At 60.5% G+C, this 26,999-nt stretch carries 23 protein-coding genes; 8 read left to right on the forward strand and 15 right to left on the reverse strand.

What is annotated here, in order from left to right; genetic code table 11:
* Positions 1-31: 31 nt before the first annotated feature.
* Complete coding sequence (locus EJA72_RS27525; protein ID WP_157715018.1) at positions 32-1,912, reverse strand: bifunctional diguanylate cyclase/phosphodiesterase; 1,881 nt, start codon at positions 1,910-1,912, stop codon at positions 32-34.
* Between the two features lie 225 nt (positions 1,913-2,137).
* On the opposite strand from EJA72_RS27525, the gene EJA72_RS27530 reads away from it, so the two are divergent.
* The gene (locus EJA72_RS27530; RefSeq protein ID WP_157715019.1) at positions 2,138-2,557 is read left to right on the forward strand and encodes an NUDIX domain-containing protein; all 420 of its coding nucleotides are present in this window, start codon (positions 2,138-2,140) and stop codon (positions 2,555-2,557) included.
* A gap of 32 nt (positions 2,558-2,589) precedes the next feature.
* The gene (locus tag EJA72_RS27535; RefSeq protein ID WP_157715042.1) at positions 2,590-3,087 is read left to right on the forward strand and encodes a GNAT family N-acetyltransferase; all 498 of its coding nucleotides are present in this window, start codon (positions 2,590-2,592) and stop codon (positions 3,085-3,087) included.
* Positions 3,088-3,185: 98 nt separating this feature from the next.
* On the opposite strand, the gene metR is transcribed toward EJA72_RS27535, so the two are convergent.
* The gene (metR, locus tag EJA72_RS27540) at positions 3,186-4,103 is read right to left on the reverse strand and encodes a transcriptional regulator MetR (protein WP_178129609.1); all 918 of its coding nucleotides are present in this window, start codon (positions 4,101-4,103) and stop codon (positions 3,186-3,188) included.
* Between the two features lie 119 nt (positions 4,104-4,222).
* Between metR and metE the strand changes: the two genes are divergently transcribed.
* The 5 genes from metE to EJA72_RS27565 all read left to right on the forward strand — a co-directional run bounded on the left by metE (position 4,223) and on the right by EJA72_RS27565 (position 10,260).
* Positions 4,223-6,532 carry a 5-methyltetrahydropteroyltriglutamate--homocysteine S-methyltransferase gene (gene metE, locus EJA72_RS27545; RefSeq protein WP_157715021.1) on the forward strand — a complete coding sequence of 770 codons (2,310 nt, stop codon included), beginning with the start codon at positions 4,223-4,225 and terminating at the stop codon, positions 6,530-6,532.
* Positions 6,533-6,795: 263 nt separating this feature from the next.
* The gene (locus EJA72_RS27550; protein WP_157715022.1) at positions 6,796-7,830 is read left to right on the forward strand and encodes an alpha/beta fold hydrolase; all 1,035 of its coding nucleotides are present in this window, start codon (positions 6,796-6,798) and stop codon (positions 7,828-7,830) included.
* Between the two features lie 67 nt (positions 7,831-7,897).
* Positions 7,898-8,563, forward strand: coding sequence for a DsbA family oxidoreductase (locus EJA72_RS27555; RefSeq protein WP_157715023.1), 666 nt, complete (start codon positions 7,898-7,900; stop codon positions 8,561-8,563).
* 96 nt (positions 8,564-8,659) lie between these two features.
* Entirely contained in the window at positions 8,660-9,355 is a 696-nt protein-coding gene (locus tag EJA72_RS27560; protein WP_157715024.1) for a hypothetical protein, read from the forward strand.
* Positions 9,352-10,260, forward strand: a complete 909-nt coding sequence (locus tag EJA72_RS27565) for a hypothetical protein (protein WP_157715025.1) — start codon at positions 9,352-9,354, stop codon at positions 10,258-10,260. The genes EJA72_RS27560 and EJA72_RS27565 overlap by 4 nt, the downstream gene beginning before the upstream one ends.
* 109 nt (positions 10,261-10,369) lie before the next feature.
* Here EJA72_RS27565 and EJA72_RS27570 read toward each other — a convergent pair whose 3' ends face one another.
* The 10 genes from EJA72_RS27570 to EJA72_RS27615 form a co-directional block, all read right to left on the reverse strand.
* Positions 10,370-12,559, reverse strand: coding sequence for a lipase family protein (locus tag EJA72_RS27570; protein WP_157715026.1), 2,190 nt, complete (start codon positions 12,557-12,559; stop codon positions 10,370-10,372).
* Positions 12,560-12,571: 12 nt separating this feature from the next.
* Positions 12,572-13,345: a hypothetical protein gene (locus EJA72_RS27575; protein WP_157715027.1), complete on the reverse strand. Its 774-nt coding sequence runs from the start codon at positions 13,343-13,345 to the stop codon at positions 12,572-12,574.
* Positions 13,342-14,196, reverse strand: coding sequence for a DUF4123 domain-containing protein (locus tag EJA72_RS27580; protein ID WP_157715028.1), 855 nt, complete (start codon positions 14,194-14,196; stop codon positions 13,342-13,344). Before EJA72_RS27580 ends, EJA72_RS27575 begins: the two co-directional genes overlap by 4 nt.
* A complete protein-coding gene (locus EJA72_RS27585; RefSeq protein ID WP_157715029.1) occupies positions 14,193-16,259 on the reverse strand; it encodes a type VI secretion system tip protein VgrG in 2,067 nt (688 codons plus the stop codon). Before EJA72_RS27585 ends, EJA72_RS27580 begins: the two co-directional genes overlap by 4 nt.
* A gap of 201 nt (positions 16,260-16,460) precedes the next feature.
* Complete coding sequence (locus tag EJA72_RS27590) at positions 16,461-17,849, reverse strand: sigma-54 dependent transcriptional regulator (protein ID WP_157715030.1); 1,389 nt, start codon at positions 17,847-17,849, stop codon at positions 16,461-16,463.
* Positions 17,839-19,611 (reverse strand): ATP-binding protein, encoded by a 1,773-nt coding sequence (locus EJA72_RS27595; protein WP_157715031.1) that lies wholly within the window; start codon positions 19,609-19,611, stop codon positions 17,839-17,841. The genes EJA72_RS27590 and EJA72_RS27595 overlap by 11 nt, the downstream gene beginning before the upstream one ends.
* Positions 19,608-20,735: a GNAT family N-acetyltransferase gene (locus EJA72_RS27600; protein ID WP_178129610.1), complete on the reverse strand. Its 1,128-nt coding sequence runs from the start codon at positions 20,733-20,735 to the stop codon at positions 19,608-19,610. Before EJA72_RS27600 ends, EJA72_RS27595 begins: the two co-directional genes overlap by 4 nt.
* A 201-nt stretch (positions 20,736-20,936) precedes the next feature.
* The gene (locus tag EJA72_RS27605; protein ID WP_157715032.1) at positions 20,937-21,806 is read right to left on the reverse strand and encodes a carboxylesterase; all 870 of its coding nucleotides are present in this window, start codon (positions 21,804-21,806) and stop codon (positions 20,937-20,939) included.
* Positions 21,803-23,197, reverse strand: a complete 1,395-nt coding sequence (locus tag EJA72_RS27610; protein ID WP_157715033.1) for an aspartate aminotransferase family protein — start codon at positions 23,195-23,197, stop codon at positions 21,803-21,805. The genes EJA72_RS27605 and EJA72_RS27610 overlap by 4 nt, the downstream gene beginning before the upstream one ends.
* On the reverse strand, positions 23,190-23,903 hold the full coding sequence (locus tag EJA72_RS27615) for an MtnX-like HAD-IB family phosphatase (RefSeq protein WP_157715034.1): 714 nt from the start codon (positions 23,901-23,903) through the stop codon (positions 23,190-23,192). Before EJA72_RS27615 ends, EJA72_RS27610 begins: the two co-directional genes overlap by 8 nt.
* A 231-nt stretch (positions 23,904-24,134) precedes the next feature.
* On the opposite strand from EJA72_RS27615, the gene EJA72_RS27620 reads away from it, so the two are divergent.
* Positions 24,135-24,896, forward strand: a complete 762-nt coding sequence (locus EJA72_RS27620) for a MipA/OmpV family protein (protein WP_157715035.1) — start codon at positions 24,135-24,137, stop codon at positions 24,894-24,896.
* Positions 24,897-25,051: 155 nt separating this feature from the next.
* Here EJA72_RS27620 and EJA72_RS27625 read toward each other — a convergent pair whose 3' ends face one another.
* From EJA72_RS27625 to EJA72_RS27635, 3 genes are read right to left on the reverse strand one after another with little or no spacing between them, the layout of a single operon-like run.
* Complete coding sequence (locus EJA72_RS27625) at positions 25,052-25,450, reverse strand: EamA family transporter (RefSeq protein WP_157715036.1); 399 nt, start codon at positions 25,448-25,450, stop codon at positions 25,052-25,054.
* Between the two features lie 10 nt (positions 25,451-25,460).
* Entirely contained in the window at positions 25,461-25,835 is a 375-nt protein-coding gene (locus EJA72_RS27630; protein ID WP_157715037.1) for an EamA family transporter, read from the reverse strand.
* Complete coding sequence (locus EJA72_RS27635; RefSeq protein ID WP_157715038.1) at positions 25,832-26,752, reverse strand: arginase; 921 nt, start codon at positions 26,750-26,752, stop codon at positions 25,832-25,834. Before EJA72_RS27635 ends, EJA72_RS27630 begins: the two co-directional genes overlap by 4 nt.
* Positions 26,753-26,999 lie beyond the last annotated feature (247 nt).

A 26,999-nucleotide genomic window follows, 5' to 3' on the forward strand; every position in this document is an offset into this window, starting at 1 on the left:
GAATGACGGCTGGCGGATCGTCGCGCATTGTTCACGTGGCGTTGAACGGCGGAGGTTCTACCGACTTCAGGTACTGCACGAAGGCCATCGGCTCCACAGGCTTGCTGAAGTAGTAACCCTGGCCTTCCTCGCAGTGGTGGGCCTTGAGGAAATCCAGTTGATCGAGGGTTTCAACCCCTTCGGCGATGATGCTCAGGTTGAGGCTACGGCCCAGGCTGATGATGGCGCTGACCAGGGCGGCATCATTGCTGTCGTTGCTCAAGCCACGAATGAACGATTGATCGATTTTCAGCACGTCGATGGGAAACCGGCGCAGGTAACTCAGGCTGGAATAGCCGGTGCCGAAATCATCGATGGCCAGGCGCACCCCCAGGGCCTTGAGCCGGGTCAGGGCGTTCACCGTGGTGTCGATGTTCTGCATCAACACGCCTTCGGTGATTTCCAGCTCCAGCAAGGCGGGGTCCAGGCCGGTTTGTGCGAGCGTCTGTTCCACACCGTCGACGAAGTCCCGCTGGCGAAAATCGATGGGCGACATGTTCACCGACATGCAGATCTTCGGCAGCCCTGCAGCCTGCCAGGCACAGGCTTGTCGACAGGCCTCGGCCAGCACCCATTTGCTCAATCGCACGATCAGGCCACTGTCTTCGGCGACCCCGATGAAGTCCGACGGGTACACCAGGCCAACCCCCGGTTTTTGCCAGCGAATCAATGCTTCCGCCCCGACCACCTGGCCGCTGCTCAGGTCCAGTTTTGGCTGGTAATGCAGGACAAATTCCTTGCGCTCAAGCCCCAGGCGAATACCCGTTTCAATGCTTTGCTGATCGCGGGCACGCTGATTCATTTCGTCGATGAAAAAGCTGAAGTCATCCGGGCCGACTTCCTTGATGTTGCGCATCGCGGTTTCGGCTTTTTTGATCAGATCGATGGCGTCCACGCCATCGTCGGGATAAATGCTGATGCCCAGGCTGGCGGTCACGCTCAGGTCGTGCCCGGCAATGTGTTGCGGCGCGCGGACGGCGTTCAACAGTTTTTCGGCGATGCCCCGGGTCTGCTGGGGGTGACGGATGTCGGCGAGGATCACCACGAATTCATCGGAGCCATAGCGAAACACCGAGTCGGACTCGCGCACCGTCGCCACCAGGTTTTGCCCGACCTGCTTGAGGATCTCGTCACCGGCCGGATGGCCCAGGGCATTGTTGATGCGTTTGAAGCGGTCCAGCCCCAGGAACATCACCGCCAGCTGTTTGTCGTGGCGGCGGGACAGGGCCAGGGACTGGTTCAAGCGGTCGCCGAGCAACGTGCTGTTCGGCAGTTCGGTCAATACGTCGTACTGCAACAGGTGCGACACCTTGAGCAATTCGTGGACCCGGGCCTCGATGGTCTGCTCCAGGCTCAGCACTTTCATCGCCGCGTCCTGCGCCATCTGCCACTTCCAGGTCAGGGCGCTGGCCATCTGGCGGATTTCCAGGCTGTCGAAGGGTTTTTTCAGCACCAGCATCTGATCGCCGAATTCCAGCCGTTCGGCCATGGCCTCCCAGGAGTAATCCGAATACGCCGTGCACAGCGCAATTTGCAGGTGCGGGTCAGCTTTCCACAGCTGTTCGATGGTTTCCAGGCCATCCCAGCCAGGTGGCATGCGCATGTCGGTGAACACCAGGGCGTACGGGCGCCCTTCGGCCAACGCGCGCTGCACCAGTTCCAGCGCCTCCTGGCCCTGATAGGCCGAGTCGAGCTCAAACGTCAGCCGATCGGGTCGAAGCGTGCCGAACAACGCTTCTTCGGTATTGGCCAGGCTTTGCTCATCCTCGCTTTCCGGGCCGAGGATCTTGCGGAAGTCCTGATGAATGGAGGGTGTGTCATCGACGATCAGTATTCGCCGATTGGTCCGGGCCAGCAGCTTATTCACTGGCATGTGCGCAGACCGCCGAGAACATTGTGCGACGTTTTCATAGGGGCATCCTTTTCCCTGATCACCTGATCGAACGGGTACAGAATATGAATCCGGGTGGACAGAGCATAGTCGTCACAGCGCAACTTCGCCTGGTGCAATTGCCCTAGGCGGCGGTCTTTTTCCAGGATGACGAAGAACCCGTCCCGTGGGATCCTTGCGCCTTTGACTCCAGGCCCCATCAGCACCATGACCCTTGCCCCTCGCATCATCCATATCGCCGCCGCCCTGTTGATCGGCGATGACGGCCGCACCTTGCTGGTTCGCAAGCGCGGCACCGAAGCCTTCATGCAACCGGGGGGCAAGATCGAAGCCCATGAGCAGCCGGTTAATGCGTTGGCCCGGGAACTGGAAGAGGAACTGGGGCTGGTCATCGATCCGGCATGCGCCACTTATCTGGGGCAATTTTCAGCACCGGCAGCCAACGAGCCGGGGTTTATCGTCCAGGCCGAGCTTTTTCAGCTGACGGTTGGTGCAGACGTATCGCCCGCAGCGGAGATCGAAGAAGTGCGCTGGATCGACCCGGCGACCGACGGTGATGTCACCTTGGCGCCATTGACACGGGATCTGATCCTGCCGTTTTATCGAGCCTCGTTGGCGACTGCCTGATTATTCTCGACGCACGGAGGACGGGCTTGAACATGTGGATTGAACGGCTGGACGCGAGTCACGCCCTGGACTATCGGGCGCTGATGCTTGAAGCCTATGACCTGCATCCACAGGCCTTTACCTCGAGTGTGCGCGAGCGCGCGGCGATGCCGCTGAGTTGGTGGGAATCACGCCTGACCAACAAGCTGGATGTGGTGTTCGGCGCGTTTGAGGAGGGGCGGTTGGCGGGTATCGTCGGCCTCGCTTTCGAACCTCGGGAAAAGGCACGGCACAAGGCGACGTTGTTTGGCATGTACGTGTCAGGCAACGTCCGGCAGCGAGGACTTGGGTATCAACTGGTGCAGGCGGCATTGACCGAAGCTCAGGCACATTCAGGCGTGAGGCTGATCCAGTTGACCGTCACCGCCGGCAACGACGCCGCGTTCAACCTGTACCGGCGTTGCGGCTTCATCCAGTTCGGCCTGGAACCGTTGGCGGTGCGCGTGGGCGAAGACTACTTCGACAAAATCCACATGTGGCGCGAACTCTAAGCCCAGCACAATTCCTGTTCCATCAATGCAGGATCTGCCACCGTCATCGCGAGCAGGCTCGCTCCCACAGGGGGCTATTCCACAGGGAAGGTGCGTTTTTAGCGGACGGCGCTGACACCATCCAGCGTCGAGAACGAGGTGTCCTTGGCTGTCAGCAAGAAGTCGCGCATGTACGGCGCGTCCAGCATGTCCGCGCGAATCGCCGCGTACAGCGTCGCAAACAAGCCTTTCTCGCCGAGCCGCTTGGCCTTCACGTAACCCCGCGAGCTGTATTCATGCAGCGCCCAATGCGGCATGCCGCACACGCCGCGTCCGCTGGCCACCAGTTGCATCATCATCACCGTCAGTTCCGAAGTGCGGACCTGCGCCGGTTCAATGTCGGCAGGTTCGAGGAAACGGGTGAAGATGTCCAGCCGATCGCGCTCCACCGGATAGGTGATCAGCGTTTCGGTGAGCAGGTCTTCCGGCACGATGAACGCCTTGCTCGCCAACTTGTGCTGGTTGGCCACCGCAAGCATCGCTTCATACGTGAACAGCGGCACGTAGGTGATCCCGGCCAGCTCCAGCGGGTCCGAGGTCACCACCAGGTCCAGGTCGCCACGGGCCAGGGCCGGTAGCGGCGCGAAGGCAAACCCGGACGCCAGGTCCAGCTCGACCTCCGGCCAGGCATCGCGGAACTGGTCGATGGTCGGCATCAGCCACTGGAAGCAACTGTGGCATTCGATCGCCATGTGCAAGCGCCCGGCGGTGCCACCGGCCAAGCGTGCGATGTCGCGTTCGGCGCCGCGCAGCAACGGCAGGGTTGCGTCGGCCAGTTGCAACAGGCGCAAGCCGGCGCTGGTGAAGCGCACCGGTTTGGTCTTGCGCACGAACAGCGGCATGCCCATGCGCTCCTCCAGTTCTTTGAACTGGTGGGACAGGGCCGATTGCGTCAGGTGCAAACGGTCGGCGGCATCGACCAGGCTGTCGGCTTCGCGCAAGGCGTGCAGGGTCTTCAGGTGGCGGATTTCAAGCACCGAATGGCTCCATGAGTAAAACTTGTGATCAACACGAAAAGGTTGAGTTTGTCTCATGTTGAGTGGGCTGTCGACAATGGCGCCATGTTTTACGCCAACTTTTAAGGGAGAAACTCACCATGGCGCTGGCCCACACACTTGGTTTTCCACGCATCGGCGCGGACCGTGAACTGAAAAAAGCCCTCGAATCCTACTGGAAGGGCGACCTCGATCAGGATGCGCTGCATAGCGTCGGCCTCCACTTGCGCGCCACGCACTGGCAATTGCAGAAAGACGCCGGCATCGACCTGTTGCCGGTCGGCGACTTCGCCTGGTACGACCAGGTGCTGACGCATTCCCTGGCCTTCGGTGTGATCCCCGAGCGTTTCGACAGCACCCGGGATGCTGGCGGCCTGCCAACCCTCGACACCCTGTTCGCCATGGCCCGGGGCGCCACGGCGAGCTGCTGCGGCGGCGACCATGGCCAGGCTCAATACGCTCAGGAACTGACCAAGTGGTTCGACACCAACTACCACTACCTGGTCCCGGAATTCACTGCTGATCAGTCCTTCAAACTGAGCTGGGAACAGCTGTTCGACGAAGTCGACGAAGCCAAAGCCCTCGGCCACACCATCAAGCCAGTGATCATCGGCCCGCTGACTTACCTGTGGCTGGGCAAGGCCAAAGGCAATTTCGACAAGCTCGACCTGCTGGAACACCTGCTGCCGGTCTACAACGAAATCCTCGGTCGCCTCGCAGCTCAAGGCGTGGAATGGGTGCAGATCGACGAACCGATCCTCACCCTGGACTTGCCGCAAACCTGGAAAAACGCCTTTGAACGGGCTTATCACATCCTACAGTACTCGCCGCTGAAAAAGCTGGTGGCGACCTACTTCAGCGGCCTGGAAGACAACCTCGGCCTGGCCGTCGGCTTGCCGGTGCAGGGTTTGCACATCGACGCGGTGCGTGCACCGGATCAACTGGGCCAGGTGCTGGATCGCCTGCCGACCTACAAGATTCTCTCGGTGGGCCTGGTCAATGGCCGCAACGTCTGGCGTTGCGAACTGGAGCCCGTGCTCGCTCAATTGCAACCGGCTCAGGAACGCTTTGGCGACAACCTGTGGGTCAGCAGTTCCTGCTCGCTGCTGCACAGCCCGGTGGACCTGGACCGTGAAGACTCACTCGATCCGGAACTCAAAAGCTGGCTGGCGTTTGCCGTGCAAAAGTGCGGCGAGATCGCCGTGCTGCGCGATGCCCTGAACGATCCGCAAGCGCCCAAGGTGCGTGCCGCGCTGGCCGAGAGCCGTGCAATCCAGGTCAGTCGCGCCGAGTCGCCGCGCATTCATAAGGCCGCCGTGCAAGCGCGGATCGCGGCCATCGGTGCGGCGGACAGCCAACGGCATTCGCCGTTTGCCCAGCGCATCGAACAACAACAGGCTCGTTTGAAGCTGCCGCCATTCGCGACCACCACTATCGGTTCGTTCCCGCAAACCGGCTCGATTCGCCTGGCACGTCAGGCCTTCAAGCAAGGCAAGCTGTCGGCCAACGATTACACCGACGCCATGCACAGCGAAATCCGTCACGCGGTGCAAGTCCAGGAACGGCTGGGCCTGGACGTGCTGGTCCACGGTGAAGCCGAACGCAACGACATGGTCGAATACTTTGCCGAGCAGCTTGATGGTTATCTCTTCACCCGTTTCGGCTGGGTGCAGAGCTACGGCTCGCGCTGCGTCAAACCGGCGGTCATCTACGGTGACCTGAGCCGCCCGAATGCGATGACGGTCGACTGGATCACGTATGCGCAGGGCCTGACCGATAAGGTCATGAAAGGCATGCTCACCGGTCCCGTGACCATGCTGATGTGGTCGTTCCCCCGGGAAGACGTCTCGCGCAAAATCCAGGCGCAACAGCTGGCGTTGGCCCTGCGTGACGAAGTGGTGGACCTGGAAAACGCCGGCATCAAAATCGTGCAGATCGACGAAGCCGCCTTCCGCGAAGGCTTGCCGCTGCGCCGGGCGCAATGGCAGGAATATCTGGACTGGGCGGTTGAAGCCTTCCGCTTGAGCGCCTCCGGTGTGCGCGACGAAACGCAGATCCACACCCACATGTGCTACAGCGAATTCAACGATGTGATCGAGGCCATCGCGGCGATGGACGCGGACGTGATCACCATCGAAACCTCGCGCTCGGACATGGAATTGCTGGAGGCCTTCGAGGCGTTCGACTACCCGAACGACATCGGTCCTGGCGTCTATGACATCCACTCGCCACGGGTGCCGGACACGGCGGAGATGGTCAAGTTGATGAGCAAAGCCGTGAAACGAATTCCGGCGCAGCGCTTGTGGGTGAACCCGGATTGCGGGCTGAAGACCCGGGCCTGGCCGGAGACTGAAGCGGCGCTGGTTAACATGGTGGCGGCGGCGCGGCAGTTGCGGAGTCAGTTGGCTTAACGGATGTAGCGTCTGTTCGGACGCCATCGTCGGAACGCCGCCCGGAGCCGGCTCGCTCCCACATTGAATCGGTGTCGTGCACACATTCTGTGATCGACATCAATCCAGGGTGGGAGTGAGCCTGCTCGCGATGAACGATAACGCGGTCTTGAAAAATGACCGTTCAGCACTCTTCATCAAACTGTCACGCAACTGTGGCAGCGCGCTTGTACAAACTTCATCAGACTCGCGCTCTACTGGGGTTCTGCGTTTCGGTGTTTTTCATGCGTGCACGATTTTTATCAATGGCGGCCTTCCTGGCCGCGTTGTTGTTTGGCTTACCGTCCTTTGCGGCGTCTCGTTGCGATGTCAATGTTCCGACTGAACATGCCGATCTGGCCCAGGTAAGCCTGGCGTACCAGAGCATCGGCCGTGCCTCGGACCCCGCGTTATTGCTGGTGATGGGCCTTGGTGGGCAATTGATCCACTGGCCGGACGAGGTGGTGGTCGCGCTGTGTCAGCAGGGCTTTCGGGTGATTCGTTATGACAACCGCGACGTCGGTCTCTCCACTTGGCGGCAGGCGCCGGTCGAGGCCAACCTGACCTTCGAAGCGCTGCGCTACAAACTGGGCTTGCCGGTGTCGGCGCCGTACACCCTGACGGACATGGCAGACGATGCGCTGGGGTTGATGGATGCGTTGCACGTCGAGCAATTCCACGTGTTGGGCGCGAGCATGGGCGGGATGATCGCCCAGCACATGGCGGCCATGGCGCCGCAGCGGGTCGAGAGCCTGACGCTGATCATGACCACCTCCGGTGCCGAAGGGCTGCCGGCGCCGAGTGAGGCGCTGGTGCAGTTGTTGTCGCGCCGAGGGGCGCCGAATCGTGAAGCGGCCCTTGAACAGCAGGCCGATTTGCTGGCGGCGCTGGGCAGCCCGACCGTGACAGACGACCGGCAGGCGTTGCTGCATCAGGCAGCGGTGTCGTATGACCGGGCGTTCAATCCTGAGGGCGTGAAGCGCCAGATCATGGCGATTCTCGCCGAGCCGAGCCGGGTGGCGTTGCTCAATCAGTTGCGGGTGCCGACGCTGGTGGTGCATGGCACGGCCGATCCGCTGTTGCCGGTCATGCATGGGGTACATTTGGCCGCGCATATTCGTGGTAGCCAGTTGAAGTTAATTCCGGGGTTGGCGCATCGGTTCCAGGAGGCGTTCAAGGCGCCATTGCTGGCGGCGGTGTTGCCGTATCTGCAGGCGCATCGGGAGGATGCTTCGCATTGGGCACAGATTGATCCTGTGCCTGCGCCGAATCTGTTGTGATGGCAGCCCGGTTCTTCAGGTGTATCGTGCACTCTTTCCGGCGCGTTTCCCGTCTGCGAGGTGAGTGATGAGTAGCCCTTTGAAGATCGATTTCGTCAGCGACGTGTCGTGCCCCTGGTGCGTCGTGGGCCTGTATGGATTGACCCGGGCCCTGGATTTGCTGGGTGATGAGGTCCAGGCCGAGATCCGTTTCCAGCCGTTCGAGCTGAATCCGAAGATGGGACCAGAAGGGCAGAACATCACTGAGCACATCACCGAAAAGTACGGCTCGACCCCGGAGCAGTCGCAGAAGAACCGCGAGATGATCCGCGCGCGGGGCGCCGATGTCGGGTTTGCCTTTCGCACCGACGGCAACAGCCGGATCTACAACACCTTCGATGCGCATCGCTTGCTGTATTGGGCGGGGCTGGAAGGCTTGCAGTTCAATCTGAAAGAGGCGCTGTTCAAGGCCTATTTCACCGATGGCGGCAACCCTTCCGACCCAGGGCAGTTGGCGCAGATCGCTGAAAGCGTAGGCCTGGATCGGCAGCGGGCCGAGGCAATCCTGCGTTCCGATGAGTTTGCCCAGGAAGTTCGTGAAGAAGAAAAGCTGTGGCTCGCGCGTGGCGTGAGTTCGGTGCCGACGGTGGTGTTCAACGGCCAATACGCGGTCAGTGGCGGACAGCCGGTGGAGACATTTGTCGGGGCGATTCGGCAAATCATGAGTGAAGCGAAGGGCGGAACAGTCAGCTGACAGATTACTGTCGTCAAAAAAGTATCAATGTGCCACTATGGTTTTGGCTGTCGCTGCCGATACAGGCAGCGACTTTAAATCATAGGGATTTGATTCATGACTTACCGTGCTTTACGTACCTGGGCTGTACTGACCCTGCTCGCCTGCCTGACCCTCACCGGCTGTGCCCACGTTCAACCTCCTGTCCCGCTGGACAATCAATTCTGGGATGCCAAGGAGCCGACCATCGGCGTGGCCATCACCGTAGTTCCGGAACCCGTACTGGCATTGACCGGTAACCAGGGCATTCTCGATTACGCCATCAACAAAGGCGTCAACAGCAAGCTCAGCGACAACGTCGAGAAATGGCAAACCCGTGACCTCAACACCTTGCCTGACGCCATCGTCGCCAAGCTGCAGGCCAAAGGCTACAAGGCCAAGCGAATCAACGAGCCGGTTGATCTGAAGGTCTACAAGGAAACCAGTTTCCGCGAAGGCTACACCGGCCGCGACCTGACGCCGATCAAGGGCGCTTATGGCGTCGATCGTCTGTTGCTGGTCAATGTCTTCGCCACGGGTGCCACCCGCAGCTACTACAGCATCGTGCCGACCAGCGTGCCGATGGCGCAGGTGAGCGGGCAGGGCATGGTGGTCGACCTGGCCGACAACAAACTGCTGTGGTTCAAACCCTTCGCTGCCGTGCAAGCCGCGCAGGGCGAGTGGGATGAGCCGACTTACACCAACCTGTCCAACGCCTTCTACCAGGCCATGGACAACAGCCGTCAGCAAATGATTACGCCGTTCGAGCAATGAAACGGCCCATCGGGGTGGCCAGTACGCTGGCCCTGCTGATGCTGGCCGGCTGCGCGCAGAAACCGGCACCTGAAATGGGCTTCAAGGCCCAGAGCGCGTTGCCGTATGTCCAGGCCCATGGCCTCAAAGTGGACATGCAGCTGCCCGCATCGTTTGTCGGTGCCAGTACCGTGATTGACTCAGAGGCGGCGCAGAAAGCGGCGTCGTCGAGTCATAACCTGGTGGCGAGCTCGGGTAACACCGCCGGGCTGGCCGGGTTGCTGCTGGCCAGCCTGATCAATACCCAGATGGGCAGCGGCAGTTTGCAGCGCGACGCGGAAAAGTCGGCACAAAAGGACGCACGTCCGATGGCCGACTTGCTTGCTGGCGCCCCGTTGCAGGAACGCTTGCAGAAGCGTTATCAACAGGCATCCCAAGTGGCGGGGCTCAAGCAGGGCGAGGGGCAAGTCACCGCGCGTCTGGTGATCGAACCCAAGCTGATGCTCACCCCCGATCGCGGCAGTTTTGTGCTGATCAATCAGGTGCAGGTTCAGGACATTGCCGGTTCGGCGCTGTATCGCATGCGGATCGAAGTCGCCAGCCAGCCCATTCGGCGCTGTGGCAACAAGTGCATCGACGACGGCGGGCTCGACCTGGCGAAGGTCACGGCCGTGCTCGACGAATGCATCGACGAGTCCATGCGCGTCCTGGCCACCGACCTGATGCAACCCGCCCCGCCTGAAGCGGCGCAGGAAACCCTGCGGTATGTGCTTGATGGCCAGCGCGTGGTCGAGCGTGGCTATCAACTGGCCAACAACGGCAACTACTGGCGCTACCGCAACCTCTACGGCGCGGTGAAATCGGTGCCGGTGCCGTTCGAAGATGCCCTGACGCAAGCGCAGCTGCAAAAGGTCTACGGGCAGTAACAGATCACCTTTGTGGCGAGGGAGCTTGCTCCCGCTGGAGTGCGAAGCAGTCCCGTTTTATGGGCCGCAACAAAATCCAGCGTGGGCAGAGCCCCATGATTTCCATCGTTCAGGTAATCGAATCGATATCGAGGGTATACGGCGCCCCAGGCGCATGGCCGTAGATCGACGCCATCAGCTCGTCGTCATTCGTGGTCTTCGGGGCCATGGCCAACTGCTCTTCAACCTGATTTTCCGGGTGTAGCTGCCAGCGCAAAAGATTTTCTGCCAGGTGTTCTGGTTGTTCGGCCAACAATCCATACACGTTCTTATCGCTAACGCGCTGGCCCCAAAGTCTCGCCAGTCGATCACGTGTGGCTTGTACTTTATCCACTTCAAGATTGAGGGCGGGGATTGTCGTTTCGATGGCTTCTTTAGCGGCACGAGAGGTGCTGTTAAGCAACTCTTTTCGCCTGGAACGCAGCTGAAGAATGATGCGTTGAAGTGCCCCCTCTATCCATTCGAACTCGCGCTCGGTCACGATGGAGCGTTTCGACTTCAGCGCTTCCTGCCAGCGAAGGAGCGTGACCCAGGCCGCGGGAATGTAGCCGCCGACCATTGAGTGGTTACCCGCCTTTAAAAATTGAGTCACCAACGTCGGTCTGTCCGGAAGCCCGTGTTGTTGCTGGAGCGCTACAGTGCAAGCGGCGTGCTGGGTAATGGTGTCGCAACCTGGCTCCCACAGGATCATGGACATTTCCTTGCGGCCAAACTGCACCGGCAAGGCGTGATACAACTTGCCATGGTGTTCGTAGGGCTCACCCGTCCAGTTGGTAATACCGGCTAAAAAAACCGAGAGGCCGGCGGGTACGTTGACAAAGGTTAGCGCCGCTCCGGTTGCGAAAACGCCAGCCTTGGTGTTCATCCAGGTGCCGGGCACGCTGGGCACCGGGTCGTTGTGGTTGACCATGCGGTAATGCACCAGCGAGGCTGCGCCTTTTGTGAAAGTGGCGTCGCCGGCGCGAGGGGCGCCGTAGGTGTAGAGCTGGATGTTGTAGTCTTCTGACCTGCGACGCAGCATTTCTGAGAGGAGTAATGCCACGGCTCCTCCCAGGCTGTGGCCGCAGATTATGAGCTTTTGCCCGGCATAGAATTTGTCAAAGTACTTCACGACGAAGTCATAGGCTTTCTGCGCGGCTTCGTAGAAACCACGATGCACTTTGCTGTCGGTGTCCTCGAACGGTACCTGGAATGCATCGGCATCGCGCAAGCCATCCGCTATGAGTTCATAGGTGCCGCGCACTGCGATCAGTATCAGTTCGTTGTTGTGCGTAATGAAGGCCTGGGTGTCAGTAGCTTTTTCTCCAAGCGTGCTGTCGTCGAGAAAGTGAATGTTGGCGGGGTGTTCCTGATCGTCTTTTCGACCCGGCTTATTGGCATCGTAGAGATCCGGATCGAAGGGCACGATTTCCAGACGTTTGGAGTACGGCACATCTTCATACAGCGGGTAGTAGGCTGCTTTTTGTGCTGAATCTACCTTCCCGAGTTCTTCAAACTTGGCCAGTGCGTCCCCGTACCAATTGCCCACGCTTGGCTGTAGGGGAAAGCTGACGGTCTTGGTTGTGACGGGATGCTCATCAGGCTTCTGACCAAACGGGCAGTAACTCAAGGTGGCCATCAAAGCGAGCTGATACAGGTTGAGCGCGCAGAATTCGGGGGCGGTCGACAGCATGGGGCGCAAAGCCCGCAGTGGCCGAACTTCCAGCACGGTGTGCTGCATCGGCAACAGCGCCACACCGAGTGCGCCATGTTTTCCCATGATTTTTGCGGCCCCCGCGGTGTGGGGGAAATGACGATAAACCTCGGGAGGTAAATGGGAGGCATGCTCGACCAGATGCCGTACTTCTACCTGGAAGTATTCGTCGGCACAGGCTTGTGCTGGGTTCTCTCTGGTGCGGGTTGAGTTCTGGTTTAGAAAACGGGTTTGCTCCGCGCGGACTTGGAGTTCGGTGATTTCGAGGGCGTAATGCGGTCTTGTTATCAGGTCTTTATATAACTTCTCAGTGCCTTGGTACTTCTGATCAAAAGTCAGCGCGACGGGCCCCGCAAAGTGATTAGTGATCTTGGCTGTACCCGTGATATCCAGATAACCACTGTATTTTTGACCTTCCGAATCAATCGCTGTGTAGGCTAGTCCAGCATAAGGCTCGCCAGAACCGAACTCATCGACCAACTGAAAACTGCTGCTCCTGCCTTGTACTGGGCATGTCAGGATGCGACTACTCAAACCTGATTCCAGCTCTTTCTCCAATGACGTCATGTCAAACGCTCCTTATTCTGTGCAGCCGGGGTATATGGTGCAGATGCGCCCATCCACCATTTTGAAAGTGCTGAAATCTGTGTAGTTGCCATTGCAGTAAGCGTGTTCCTCTTCGAGGCCTTCGCCCATGCAACGCTTCCAGCCATTGGGCACTTTGACCCAGGTGTCCCCCCAGCCGGGCCTTTCCTCCCTGGCCAACGTAATCTTCATCTTCACGGTTTTACCCGCCAGCTGATCAGGGCTGTACGCCGAAAACGGGCGGCCACGCTCCCGCGTGCCCTGTTCGTCGGTTTCTTTGCAGTCGAGAATTTTTCTGAGAATGCGCGGCTTGCCTGACGTGCGAAACAGCCACTGACATTGACCGTAAAAGGTGTTTTCACCGGCATCGCTGAATGTTCGTTTGAACCGCTCCTCCAGATCATCACGAACAGCGACGATGGCGCTGTCCCCGCCAAAGTCACCTCGGGATTTGCCGTAGCTGGAGTTGATTTCCAACCTGATGCGCCTGATCACCAACGGACAGCCACTCACCGTCCTGTACAAAGCAATCTCAGAGTCCGGCGTATAGCTTTCACGCCATTTCAAATTGAACCCCACGGCAGTATTTCTCCCTCCCGGGACGGTGCAGGTTTCACCTTTCGCCGGCACATACTCAGCAATGGCCTGATAGGCAAAATCGGGTGGCAAGTCAGCGGTGAAGGTGAATGTCTGTGATTTGTTCACGGAGCAGCCTGTCGCCAGCACAAGGCAGCCTCCAAGCGTCGCGGTGCGCCATACGCGTCTCATAACGGCTCCACCCCCTGCCAAAACTGCGCTTCTCGATGCACCCGTTCAAAGTGTTCCGCCGGGTTCTCATTCGCACGCGCCTGCCAGTACGGCGCCAGCGTATAAGCGGGTGCCTGCAGGCCCTGGGTCAGTAGAAACTCCACCTGTTCCGGCTCGTGCCAGCCCCATGCTTCCGCCAGGGCCAACCGGTCGCGCAACCAGTTGTCCGGGTCCTGAGCGTCGGCGAGTTTCGCGTAAGCCGTCACCTGCTCGGCCAACAAGTAACGATGGGCATTGAGCAGGCGAATCTCCGTGGCCTGCGAATCTGGGACAGGAGTACGCAACCAGAGGGGGGCATCCGGTACGGGGTAGATGCCGGGGGCAGGGCTGATGGTGATATTCCAGTGGGGGGCGTTCCAGTAGCAGACGTTGATCGCCGGTCCGAGGTAAGCCGGATAAGCGTCGGCCGGCAAATGCTTCAGCGCACGAGCCAATACCCGATTGTCGTGAAAGCGGTACAGCGCTTGATGAGGCCGCACCCCCATGATCAACCGTTCCTGCCAGTGCTTGACCAGTTGCGGCAACTCGCCTTTTCGAACGCTGGCAAGCCAGCCCCAATTTCGTTGCGGGTTCGCCAGCAGGTCTTCAATGCGTGGGTCGTTTGGCTGATCAAGTCGAAAGACAAAGGGCCCGGAGTCCGTCAGATCGGTGACCAGAGTTCGGACGTACACGCTCTGGTATTGATCGAAATGGCTGGTCTTCAGCAACAACTGCCGGGTATCACGTTCATTCTCCGAGTCCAGTACCAGACACAATTCGTGGCCAAGGCGCCGCTGTTCGGTCATCCATTGGTGAGGCAGAGAGTCGATCATGCGGCGGCTCCTTCCGTCAGGCAGATACCGGCTCGGCAGGCCTCGCAAATCGGGCAGAAATCCGCTCCTAACGCGGTGCTCACCGTGATCAATCCGCTCTGGGAGGACGCGATCACCGGCGGCAGTTCTTGAGGCGCAGACAACCCATCAACCGAATCGGGCATTAAGGGCGAGGCGCATGAGACCGGCACGGAATGGCCGCCAATCTGGATTTCACTGCTGCTGAAAATGCCACCGTGGCCCAGCACAATGTGCTCACCGCCGCCATTGAGGCTGATGCTCGGAGCATCCAGGACAATATGTGCACCGGCCTTGATGTGAATGGACTGGCCGGCTTCAACGACCAGCGTTTGATCCACTCGGGTGTGGCGGTTGGTGACGTGCAGGGAGTCGTTGGCTTCAACACGGATCGAGCGGTCGCCGTGGGTGGTTCGACGCTCGTTGGCTTTCAGCACGGTGATGCTCTGGCCCTTGATGGTTTCCCATCGTTCGTTGCCCACTTCCAGGCGGCTGTCATGTTCAATCTTCTGCTCCATGTCCCGCTGCGCACGCAGGTAAATCAACTCCTGGCCGGTACGGTCTTCCAGGTGCAGTTCGTTGAATCCCGTGCTGCCGGGCGAACTTCGTGAACGAAACACGCTGCGGGTTTTATGCTTGGGCAGTTCATAGGGCACCGGGTTGATGCTGTTGGCCACGCAGCTGCTGATTTCCGGTTGATCCGGGTCACCCTCCACAAAACTCACGCGCACTTCCATGCCCACTCGCGGAATGACCACGCTGCCATGGGCGTGGCCGGCCCAGATGGCGGACACCCGGACCCAGAAACTGCTGTTGCTGTCGTAGTGACCTTCACGGTCCCAAAAGAACTGCACCTTGACCCGACCGTACTGATCGCAATGGATCTCTTCACCTTTAGGGCCGGTGACCACGGCCGGTTGGGTGCCGAATATTCTTGGTTTTTCGTGGGTCAATGGCGGGCGATAAAACACGTCCCAGGGCGTGGCGACAAATTGATTGCGGTAGCCCTGGAAACTCGCTTCATCACCCTCATCGATGCGGGTCGCGCTTTCTTCGAGAACCTGAGGTTGCCGACCCTCGTGATGAACCTCGTTCAGTAACCACAGGTCGTTGTATGGGTCGCAGGGATGTTCGGACAGTTGCATGAAGTGTCCCGAGACCAGCGTCGGCTGATCGCTCTTGCCCATCGCCTGGAAGGCTTCGACGCGATGGCGCTCAAAAGCGCGCATGCTCAGGAAATTGCCCCGTTCAGTCCGGTTAAAACCGCCCGGGTATTCGTAATCTTCCAGATCCGGCCAGGTCTTGCCGATGCCGGGTTGATAGCTGGCCTCGAACCGGAAGCTGGCCTTTTCAAAGTGAAAGGCGCGACGGGATGTCCGGCTGGTCCCGGCCTTTAGCTGCGTATCGAAACGACTGATTACCGGCCCTTCGGCGACCAGGCCGCTGTCCTGCTGGTAGGGCGTTGAGCCGTCGAGACGCGGGAAAAAGGTCTGGCCGTCTGCAAACACCAGCACGTGCTGATCTCGGCTGTGCTGAAAGTGGTAATGCAGCCCTTCCTCCTGGCAGAGGCGCTGGATGAAGTTCAGCGACGACTCTTGGTATTGCACACAAAAGTCACGCGGCGGATAAGTCGAGCCCAGTTGAAACAGGCAGGTATCAGCAAGGATCCCGTGTTCCGCCAGCAGTCGCTCGATGATCTGCGGCACTGTCAGTTGCTGGAAAGCCCGCTGGTTGATCTGGTGCGCCAGATAGGCCAGTTGTGGAACCAGGGTGAGGCGATAGCGGGTCAGACGATTGACCGTGTCGCCCCGAGCGACCTGATAAATCTGCCCGTGAATGCCCGCGCCGCAGGCGTTGAAGGCCAGGAAGGCACGTTTGTTCAGCAACTCATCCAGGCTGAGATCTGGTCTTTCGCTGACCAGTTCGACGTTGAAGGCGTAGGGCTTGCTGATGAATTCCTGACCGGTGAAAGAGAGCACCTGAAGCTCGTGTTCGAAATCGGCGATCGTCAGGCTGAAACGGGCGTGTCGGTTAGCGTCTGGCATCCATGACTCCTTGTCCTGTGACGTGGCACAGGCTTCGGAACGTTGATGCAACGCGAGTGACAGGTCATCCATGACCCCTCACCGCAAACGTCCTGAAGCCGGGTTCAGTGCAACGCTAACAAGGGCGCAATGGAATTGATGTCAGACGCTTCCCAAAATGCGTTTTCGCGTTATCGAGACCCAGGCAAAAGCAGTCGAGGCTCAACGCACAATCTTGTCCACATGAATCCCCAGCTTCTTCAGCCGATACCAGAAGCTGCGTTCCGATATCCCGATCAGCTGCGCTGCCGCGGCCTGCACGCCATTGCTCTGCGCCAGGGCCGCCAGGATGTAGGTTTTCTCGACCTCGGCCAGCGCCGCTTCGAGGTCTGCCGGGACGTTGCCTTCGGTGACCAGCGTGCTGGCATTGGCGGGGCTTGAGGCGAACAGATAGGCCGGTAGATCCTGCTCTTCAATCACCGCGCCGGACGCGACGATGGTCGCCCGCTCCACGCAGTTCTGCAGTTCGCGGATGTTCCCCGGCCACGAATAATGGGCCATGGCCTGCAAGGCCTCCGCGCTGAATCCGGTAAAGCGCTTGCCGGCCGTGGCGCCCAGTGTGTGGGCGAAATGCCGGGCGAGCGGGGCGATGTCTTCGACCCGTTCGCGCAGGGCAGGCAGCGGGATCGGAAACACATTGAGACGGTAGTAGAGGTCTTCGCGAAACTCCTTGTTGGCCACCGCGTCCAGCAGGTTTTTGTTGGTCGCGGCGATCACCCGCACATCGACTTTTCGCTCCCGTGGGTCGCCCACCGGTTCGATGACGCGCTCCTGCAGCGCCCGTAGGATTTTTGCCTGCAAGGCCAGCGGCATTTCGCCAATTTCATCGAGAAACAGCGTGCCTTTGTCGGCCTGCATGAAGCGACCGACCCGGTCCGTCACGGCGCCAGTAAACGCACCTTTGCGGTGGCCGAACATTTCGCTTTCCAGCAGCCCTTCGGGGATCGCCGCGCAGTTCACCGCAACAAACGGTTTGTCGGCGCGGTTGCCGTGGTTGTGGATGGCCCGGGCGACCATCTCCTTGCCGGTGCCGCTTTCGCCGGTCAGCAGAATCGTCGCGTTGCTTTCACGCACCGAGTCGATGGCGTGCAGCACCCGCCGAAAACTCGGGCTGTCGCCGATCAGGCTGTCGATTTGCCGGTGTTCATCGAGTTCGGCGCGCATGCGCTGGTTGTCTTTGAGGATGTCGCGAAATTGCAGGGCCTTGCTGACGGTGATGTCCAGTTCATCGATATCGAACGGCTTGGCGATGTAGTCGAAGGCGCCATTGCGCATCGACTGCACGGCGTTTTTCACCGTGCTGTAGGCGGTCATGACGATCACCGGCAATTGCGGAAAACGGCTTTTGATTTCTGCCAGTAATTGCGGGCCGTCCATGCCGGGCATGCGCCAGTCGCTGATCACCAGGTCAATGTCTTCAACCTCCAGCACCTTCAGTGCGTGCAGGCCATTGCCGGCGGTGAACACCACAATGCCGTTCTGGCTCAGGGCCGAGGCCAGCAGGTCGCAGAGCTTGGGCTCGTCGTCGACCACCAGTACGTTATGCGTCATCGCTGCCCTCGCTCAAGTCTTCACCGTTAGCCGGAATGTACAGCGTGAACGTCGCCCCGGCACCTTGTTCACTGATGCATTCGATGCGCCCGTCATGACTCTCCATGATCGAGAACACCTTGGCCAGACCCAGGCCGGTGCCCGAGGCCTTGGTGGTGACGAACGGTGTGAAGATCCGCTCCAGCATGTCCGGCTCGATGCCCTGGCCGGTGTCGCCAATGCTGATCACCGTGTAGTGCCGGTTGCTGCTGATCCCCAGGGTCAGGCGTCCGCCGGCGGGCATCGCGTCGATGGCGTTGACGATCAGGTTCAGGCCGGCCTGCTTGAGTTGTCGCGCATCGGCGTAAAGGGTGGCGGCGGGGGCTTGATCGTCGATCTGTACATCGATGTTATGGCTGGCCAGTTCCGGCGCACAGAAGCCGATCAATTCATCCACCAGCGGTCGCGCCAGTTGCGTCGAGCGCATCGGCGCACTGGGTTTGGCGAAGTCGAGGAAGTCAGTGATCAGGTCATTGATCCGGCTGACTTCGCTGACCACGTATTCCAGGTGGCGCTTGTCGGTCTCGGGCAAATCGGCGCGCCGATGGAGCAATTGCGTGGCGGTCTTGATGATGCCCAGCGGGTTGCGGATTTCATGGGCCAGGCCCATGGCGACTTCACCCAGCGCATGCAGGCGGTCGCGGCGACGCAGTTGCGATTCCAGGTGCTGAAGCTCGCCGAGGCGTTCGCTCATGTGGTTGAAGGTGCTGCTCAGTTCCGCCAGTTCATCGCCGCCCGTCACCGACAAGCGCTGGCGGTAGTCTCCGGCGATCACCGCTTGCACACCGTTGGACAGCCCGCGCAATGGCTTGGTCAGGCGCTGTGAGACCAGCCAGCCCACCGTCAGGGAGGCTGCGGAGCTGAGCAGGAAAATCAGGATGAACAGGTTGCTCTGGTTTACCAGGCCCAACAGGCTGGTGTGACGCAGCAGGCCGCTGAAGATCACGCCCTGAAGCTCACCGTTTTCGTTGAGAATCGGCCGGTAGATGCCGCTGTAGCGGCTGGTGGATTGTTCGATCGGCTGCTTGGTGCTGCGCAGCATCTGTTCGATTTTTTCCGGTACGGCCGGCGGGTGATCCTCGAAGCGCTGGGTGGAAAAGATCTCCGAGAAGTCATCGGCCTTGGCCAGATAAAGGCGCAGGTCGAGGGAGTGCACGTCGGCCACGCTGGTCAGGAAGCTGCTGTCCAGATAAGTGGCGATCACCAGTTTGTAATCGACCCCGTCCTGCTCGGTCTCGAAGGTCGAAACCACGGTGCCGGTCGCGACACCACCGACTTGCAACGTCTGCAGTACCGCTTTGGGCGCGGTGCTGATCTGGCGGACGACGTCGTCGGCGGCGGTGCTGAAGACCACTTTGTGATCGCTGTTGCGCACCAGCGCCACCACGTCGATGCCCATCGAATCGGCAATGTCGGTGGTCAGTTTGTCGTGCTTGACCGACAGCCGATCCGTCGGTGGGCGCGTGTAGCGCAGGAACAACTGCGCGACCCTGGCGTTGTCGCGCAGGATTTCGCTGATCTCGTCCTCGACGATCTTGGTCGACTCCTGCAGCCAGATCCGCACGTTGCTGTCGAAAATCTGCGACAGCGTGGTGGCCGCCAATTCGGCGGCAATCATCGTCGGGATCACGCTGACCAGCCAGAACGCCAGCACCAGTTTGCGCTGCAGGCTCCAGCCGGAGAGGGCGAAAGGTCGGGCGGTGTCGCGTGAGTCTTTGATCATCGTGCTTCGCTTATTGCAGCAGCCATGGCTGGGTCGGATCGGTCCGGTCGGATAAACAGTTTCAGCAGGCGCAGCAGGCCATCGAGCAGGCGATTGCGATGGCCGAAAAATACGGTGTTGCCAATGAACGAGCAACCCAGGCGCAGCTTACTGGCATAACCGGCCTGACCGCACGCGTAGAGGCCTATGCCCTGTTCAATACAGTAGTCGACATTGGCCAGCCAGCTGCGCACATACAGATTGTGCTCACGGGTTTGCGCCAGGTCATGGGCGAAAAACTTGTCCACCAGCCGAGTTTCATCCAGCAGCACCAGGTTGAAGGCCACCAGTTCATCGCCGAGCCAGTACAGCACGCACGCGGCCCGTTGATCGAGGTGTTCCAGCACCTGGCGGAAGTAACCGGGCGGCAGGCGTTCGAAGGTCAGGTCGCTGCGGGTGAGGGTGGCTTGGTAGAGCTCCATCATGCGCGGGAGCAGGTCGTCGACCGAGCGCCGCCATTCGATGCGCAGCCCTTGACCGCGCAACGTGCGGCGCAGGTCTTTTCGGGTGGATTTGCCAAGGCTGCCGAGGTACGCATCCACCGAACCAAAGCTGATCGGCAGTTCTGCGCCGGGCAAGCCGGGCATGCTTTGCAGGCCGGCGTCATGGCAGGCCTGCATCCACTGCGGGTCCCGATGCGAGGCATCCTTGACCGCCAGCAGACCGATGCCGGCCTGATCGGCGTCGTTGCGCGCCAGGGTCAACAACTGCTCAAGCAAGGCCGGGCGCTGATCGGCCGGCAGGTGGCTGGCCGTGCCGACATGGCATTGCTCGGCCACCGGCGAACCGAGGGCGTAGAGGCGCACATCGAGCAAATTCGGCCACCAGTGGCGCAGCCGTTGGCTGATGCGTTTGCCCAGGCCCTGAACCGTCGTGTCCAGCGAGTAGGCGGTGGTGAACGCCACGACGGCCGCTTTTAATAACTCGCCCTCGTACAACGCCAGATAACGCCACTGGAAACCGGCAACACCGGCCCGCTCAACGGCTCGGTAGTAATCCCAGTTCTCCAGCTCATCGGGGAAACAGTCATTCCAGGCATCGCGGTCGATGGCTTCGATCGTCGAAAAGGCGAGGGCAGTGATCACAGCGTTTCCTTAAAATTTCCAGCAATGACTGCCACCCCCTGATCCCTGTAGCAGCTGGCGAAGCCTGCGTCCGGCTGCGCAGCAGCCGTAAAATCAGGCGCTGCGGTGTGTCAGAAGGACTGCGTTGTCCGGTTTTACGACTGCTTCGCAGCCGGACGCAGGCTTCGCCAGCTGCTACAGGATCGGGGTATGGCAATGTGTTCAGGCCAGTTGCCGATAGTCCTGGTGCACGGGATGTGGCTGTTGCTGGAAACGGTGCTGAATAAAGTCCACGCTCAGCTCCACGACGCGGCGGTATTGCAGGTCGACGGTGATCATGTGATAGCAGTCGTCCAGCAGGATCTTCACCACCGGCCCGCCGAGTTTGCGTTCCACATAATCGGCGTTCCAGCGGCTGGTGATGTCGTCTTCCCGCGAGTGCAGGACCAGCGTTTGCGTGGTGATTTGCGGCATGCGTTTCTTTACCGCCGCCACCAGCCGATGCAGTTCCCGCACGCTCACCCCGGACATGGTCAGCAGCCCGGCGTTGCTGCTTTCGCCGGCCTTCATCTGCCGCTCGACAATCGCCCGCAGGCGTTCATCCTTAATGCCGTACGGCGATTTTTCGTTGAAGCGGCACAGGTGAACGCCAAACGGAATCGACATGACCAGGCTGCTCAGTTTCGCCACCCAGGGCATGTTCCAGCCGTCGTAGCGCAAGGTCGTCGAGTACAGCAACAAGCCTTCAATCTGCCCCGGATGTTCGGCGGCGAGGTACATCGACAGCACCGCGCCCATCGACAAGCCACCGACGAACACATGCTCGTGTTTACGCCGCACGCCGACGAAGGTGTTGCGGGCGCTTTCGTACCAGTCGCGCCAGCCGGTGGCTTGCAGGTCGGCGTTGTCGCCGCAGTGCCCGGCCAGGGTCGGCACGTACACCGTGCAGCCGGACTTGGCCAGGCCCATGGCGACCCGACGCAATTCGGTCGGGGTACCGGTGAGGCCGTGGATCAACAGCACCGCGACCTCACCGTTGCCGAGAACGAAACCGGCGCTGCCTTCGCCCATGTCGATCTCGTGCTCATTCATCGTTTCATCGCTCGATGCAGCAAGCGGTCGAGCAGGGCGATGCCGAGGTCGATCTCCGGATAACTGATTTCCAGCGATGGCGCCAGGGTGATCACGTTCTTGTAGTAACCGCCCACGTCGAGGATCAGGCCCAGGCGTTTGCCGTCGATTTCGATGTCGCCCTTCATGCCTTCTTCGACCATGAAATCCAGGGTCGCCTTGTCTGGCGTGAAGCCGTCCGGGCCGCAGATTTCGCAGCGCAAGGCCAGCCCCAGGCCGTCGACGTCGCCGATGATCGGGTAGCGTTTCTGCAAATCCTTCAAGCCTTCGAGGAAGTACTTGCCCTTGTTCATGACCATCGCGCCGTAGTCGACTTCGCTGGTCATCTTGAACATTTCCAGGCCGACTGCGGTGCCCAGCGGGTTGGAGGCGAAGGTCGAATGGGTTGAACCTGGCGGGAAGATTTTCGGGTTGATCAGTTCTTCCTTGGCCCAGATGCCGCCCAGCGGATTGAGGCCGTTGGTCAGCGCCTTGCCGAAGACGATCACGTCCGGCTTGACGTCGAAGTGTTCGATCGACCACAACTTGCCGGTGCGCCAGAAACCCATCTGGATTTCATCGACCACCATCAGGATGCCGTGCTGGTCCAGCACATGCTTGAGTTCGCTGTAGAAGTTCATCGGCGGAATCACGTAGCCGCCGGTGCCCTGGATCGGCTCGACGTAGAACGCGGCGTATTCGCTCTGGCCGACTTTCGGGTCCCAGACGCCGTTGTATTCGGTCTCGAACAGGCGGGCGAATTGCTGCACGCAATGGCTGCCGTATTCTTCCTTGGTCATGCCTTTCGGGCCGCGGAAGTGGTACGGGAACGGAATGAAATTGGCGCGCTCGCCAAAGTGGCCGTAGCGGCGGCGATAGCGGTAGCTGGAGGTGATCGACGAAGCGCCAAGGGTGCGCCCGTGGTAGCCGCCCTCGAAGGCGAACATCAGGCTTTTGCCGTTGGTGGCGTTGCGCACGACCTTCAGCGAGTCCTCGATGGACTGCGAGCCGCCGACGTTGAAGTGCACACGACCGTCGAGGCCGAACTTCTTCTTTGCGTCGACCGCGATCATTTCCGAGAGCTCGATCTTGCCCTTGTGCAGGTATTGGCTGGCGATCTGCGGCAGGGTGTCGATCTGTTGTTTCAGTGCGTTGTTCAAGCGCGGGTTGGCGTAACCGAAGTTGACCGCCGAGTACCACATTTGCAGGTCGAGGTAGGCCTGGTCTTCGGTGTCCCACACGTAGGAGCCTTCGCAGCGACTGAAAATACGCGGCGGGTCGATGTAGTGAACGGTGTCGCCGTAAGAGCAGTATTTGGCTTCTTTATCCAGAAGGATCTGGTCTTCTGCGGTCGCGATTCGAATATCAGACATGGTGGAAGAGTTCCTGTGTTTCCGCGTTGAAAGTTTCTGTGTTGAAAGAGGTGGCGTTAGCGGCACTGGCGTTCGGCAGCAGAGCCAGCAACGCCGGGAGTTCGGCGAAACTGTCGAAGCGTGCGTGAGGAATGCCATTGCGCTCGCAGTGCTCGGCGAGGCGATCCTTGGCGAACACGAAGTCGGCGGTGGCGGCCACGCACATGTCGGACTGGCCGTCACCAATCACCAGAACGCGTTGAGCGCTGGGTGTGGATTTGCATTTGCAGTTGCCGGACGCGGCGCGGCAGGCGTCGCTGGCGTGCGGGAAGTCGATGCGCCAGCGCTGGTGGTCGACCTGGCGCAGGCGGTTGGCGAGGATCGGCAACAGGCTCACGTAGTGGCGGGCCAGGATGCGGGCGATGCCTTGCTCGATGCCGTCGCTCACCACTTCGAACGAAGCGCCGAGGCCGATGACGTGGTCGACGAAGTCGGGAAAGTCCGGATCGATCTCGACGGTGTCGAAGAAGCCGAGCAGCTCGGCGGGAGTGGCCTTGACCAGCGCGAGCTGGCGGCTCAGGCATTCCCGGGAACCGATGTCGCCCGCCAGCCATTCGTTTTCGATCGCTTCCCAACTGGGGTCGGCAAACCGTTGGAGGATGCTGTCGATCACGTCGGTGCGGGTGATGGTTCCGTCGAAATCACACACGATATGCCAGTCAATCATCTGCATTACCTGTCTTGGAAGAAGCGTGCGCAGGGCGTGATGTCTGCGCTGTAACAGGGGTAGAGCAGGGACTGTGCCAATCGGGTCCGGCCCAGCGGGGCTGGGCTTGTGGCGGGGCAGGGTGGTGGCGAAGCTACAATTTTTGTAGGTCGCTACAAACAACATGAGTGCTTGCGTGGAAGGCCCGATCCGGGGATTGATGCGCGCATGTCCAGATCAGGGAACTGCCTCATGTCGAGGATTACTGTTGCACTCTTCGCCGCGCTGTCTTGCCTTTCGGGCGCCGTTTCAGCGGACGGCATCACGGGCGATGCGGGTCTCGGCCTCAGCTATCAGCCACATGATCCGACCGGCAGCCGCTACGAAACCCGACCGGTGCCGTACCTCGATCTGGACTGGGGCGATGTCAGCCTCAGCACCGACGACGGGCTGACCTGGAACGCGCTCAAGAGCCACGGTTTCAGTGCGGGGCCGTTCGTGAATTACCTGCCGGGACGCACGTCCGATGGCGAGCTGCGCGGCTTGCGGGATGTGCCGGATATGGGCGAGGTCGGCGGGTTCGTGCAGTACGCCCCGGATGATTTCTGGCGGGTCTTTGCATCTGTTGGCCAGGCCGTGGGTGGGGGGGGCGGGCAGGGCGGCGTGCTTGGGCGGGTCGGTGGTGAAATCGGTTATCCAGTGGGTGGCGGGGTGATCGGCAGCACTAACCTCACCGCGCATTTTGCGGATGCCCGGCAGAACCAGACGTTTTTCGGCGTGAGTGCCGATGAGTCCCGGGCTTCGGGGTTTCGGCCTTACAACGCCGGCGGCGGTTTGCAGAACGTGGCGCTGACCCAGAGCTTCGAGTTCCCGCTGGCACCGCATTGGTCGCTGCTGACCAGTGCAAGCTGGGTTCACCTGACGGGTTCGGCGGCGGACAGCAGCATCGTCAAAGCGGTGGGGGATACCCATCAGGGGGAAGTGCAGGTGGCTGTGGCCTACAAGTTCGACTGAGATTTTGTGGCGAGGGAGCTTGTCGGAACGCCGCACCGTCCCGCTCGGCTGCGCAGCAGTCGTAAAACAGGCTAACGCGATACCCTTGAAGAAACGGGGGCCGCTTCGCGGCCCAGCGGGAGCAAGCTCCCTCGCCACAGGTGTTGAGGTGAATTTCAGGTTTCTTCACCCTCGGCCAGCAACGCAATCCCCCCCATGATCACTGCCACTCCCACCCAGTGCAGCACGCTGATCTGCTCCCCCAGCCCCAGCCAGGAGCCGAGCAATACCCCGACAAACACCAGCGAACTCAGCGGAAACGCCAGGGACAGGCTGCTGCGCCGCAAGATCAACATCCAGACAAAAAACGCGCAGACATAGCAGGCAATCGCCAGTAAAACGCCGGGATTCACCGCCACCGCCATCAACCATTGCAGGCTGAAATCCATCTGCCCCAGTTGATCGCCGCCGACCTTGGTCGCGATCTGGCCGGCACTTTCAAATCCGATCAACAACGCCCACAGCACCACGGTACCGAGCCGCTGATGCAGCCAGTCGGTGTTTTTTCTCACCATCGATTGAACCTCATCCATGGGCAACACACACGAGCATCACGCCCGCCGTAATCACTAACGTCCCGAGCCAGCGCCGGCGGCTGACGGTTTCACCGAGGATCAGTTTTCCGGCCAGCACCACCCCGCAATAGGCCAGCGCCGCCGCCGGGAACAGCAGGCTCAGTGGCGCCCTGGACAGCGCTTCGAGCCAGACGAAAAACTCGATCACGTAGGCACCGATGCCGCACCACAGCAGCGGTGCGTTGAACACCTGGCCCCAGAAAGCGTTCAGCCGAAACCCGCCTTCGAGTTCCGGCAACCGGTCCAGGCCGAGCTTGAAACAGAGCTGGCCGATGACATCCAGCACAATGGAAAACGCCACCAGCAGGATCACGGTAAAGGTCATGGAAACAGTTCCTCGAACAGCTCGATCAGCGCCTGATTGGTCGCCGAGTTGCGCAGCAGGTCGGCTTCGCTCCAGCGTTCGGCCGGCGGCTGGTCGGACTTGGCTTCCCAGCGTTTGAAGGCGTTGCTGAACGCAGGGCGGGCGTACTCGCCGCAGATGTCGATGCCGATGATTCGCTTGCTGGCCGCCAATCGCCGTATCGCTTGCTCCAAGTGGCTCAGGCGCATGCTGCCTTGATCCCAATTGGTGGCGGCGTCTTCGCTGGCCAGGACGTCTTTGTCGATGGTGATCCACACCGCCCGGGTGGGCAGGCTGGCGATCATCTGATCGAGAAATTCTGGCCAGTCCTGATCCGCCAGATTGCGCCAGTGCAGCAGGTTTTCCTGCTGGACATGGCCGGCGCCGTCACCGACCCGGCCCCAGACCTTGGAGGGCGGGTGCTGCCACGGGAACAGCTGCAGCACACCGCGCTTGAGGGCGTTGAGGTTGCCGCCCTTGAACTGTGGATTTTGCAGGTCGTCGCTGCACGGGCCGAGGGTGACGATGCGCTGGATGTTCGGCAGTTTCAGCGCCTGATTGATCCATGAACCGCAATGCCGGCGCGGGGCAAAGTGCACCCAGTCGGGGTGATTGTCGAAGTGGATCAGGCTCACTGGCTCGGGCAAATCGGTCAGGAAGGCCGGGGTCAGGTGGTGATAATCGCCGGAGCCGACGAAGAAAATTTCCGGCTGCGGCCCGCTGTGGCGTGGCCGTTGTTGCAGGCGTTCGACGAAGCGCCGCCACGTTCGCTCACTGGACCATAGGCGCAGTTTCGGGCCGAGGTCGAGCAGGTCCAGGCGTTTGGCGCGACCGCTGTCGAGCCTCTGCGCAATGGGCGCCTGGGCGGTCAGGCTATGGTCGAGGTCTAGAATATTCAAGGTCGCAAATTCCCCTTGGCAGACCCTCCCAGACACCGGCTCCATCCATCATGAAGGCCAGCCGAGAGGGCTTTTGGGGGTAAATGCAAGGGCTGGGCCAGCCACCAGCTGCACTGAAGTTCATTGTGGCGAGGGAGCTTGCTCCCGCTCGGCTGCGCAGCAGTCGCAATTGGGGTTACTTCGCAACCCAGCGGGAGCAAGCTCCCTCGCCACAGTGGTGGTGGTGGTGGTGGTGGTGGTGGTGGTG

Source organism: Pseudomonas sp. PB120 (assembly GCF_009761815.1).
GTDB lineage: Bacteria > Pseudomonadota > Gammaproteobacteria > Pseudomonadales > Pseudomonadaceae > Aquipseudomonas.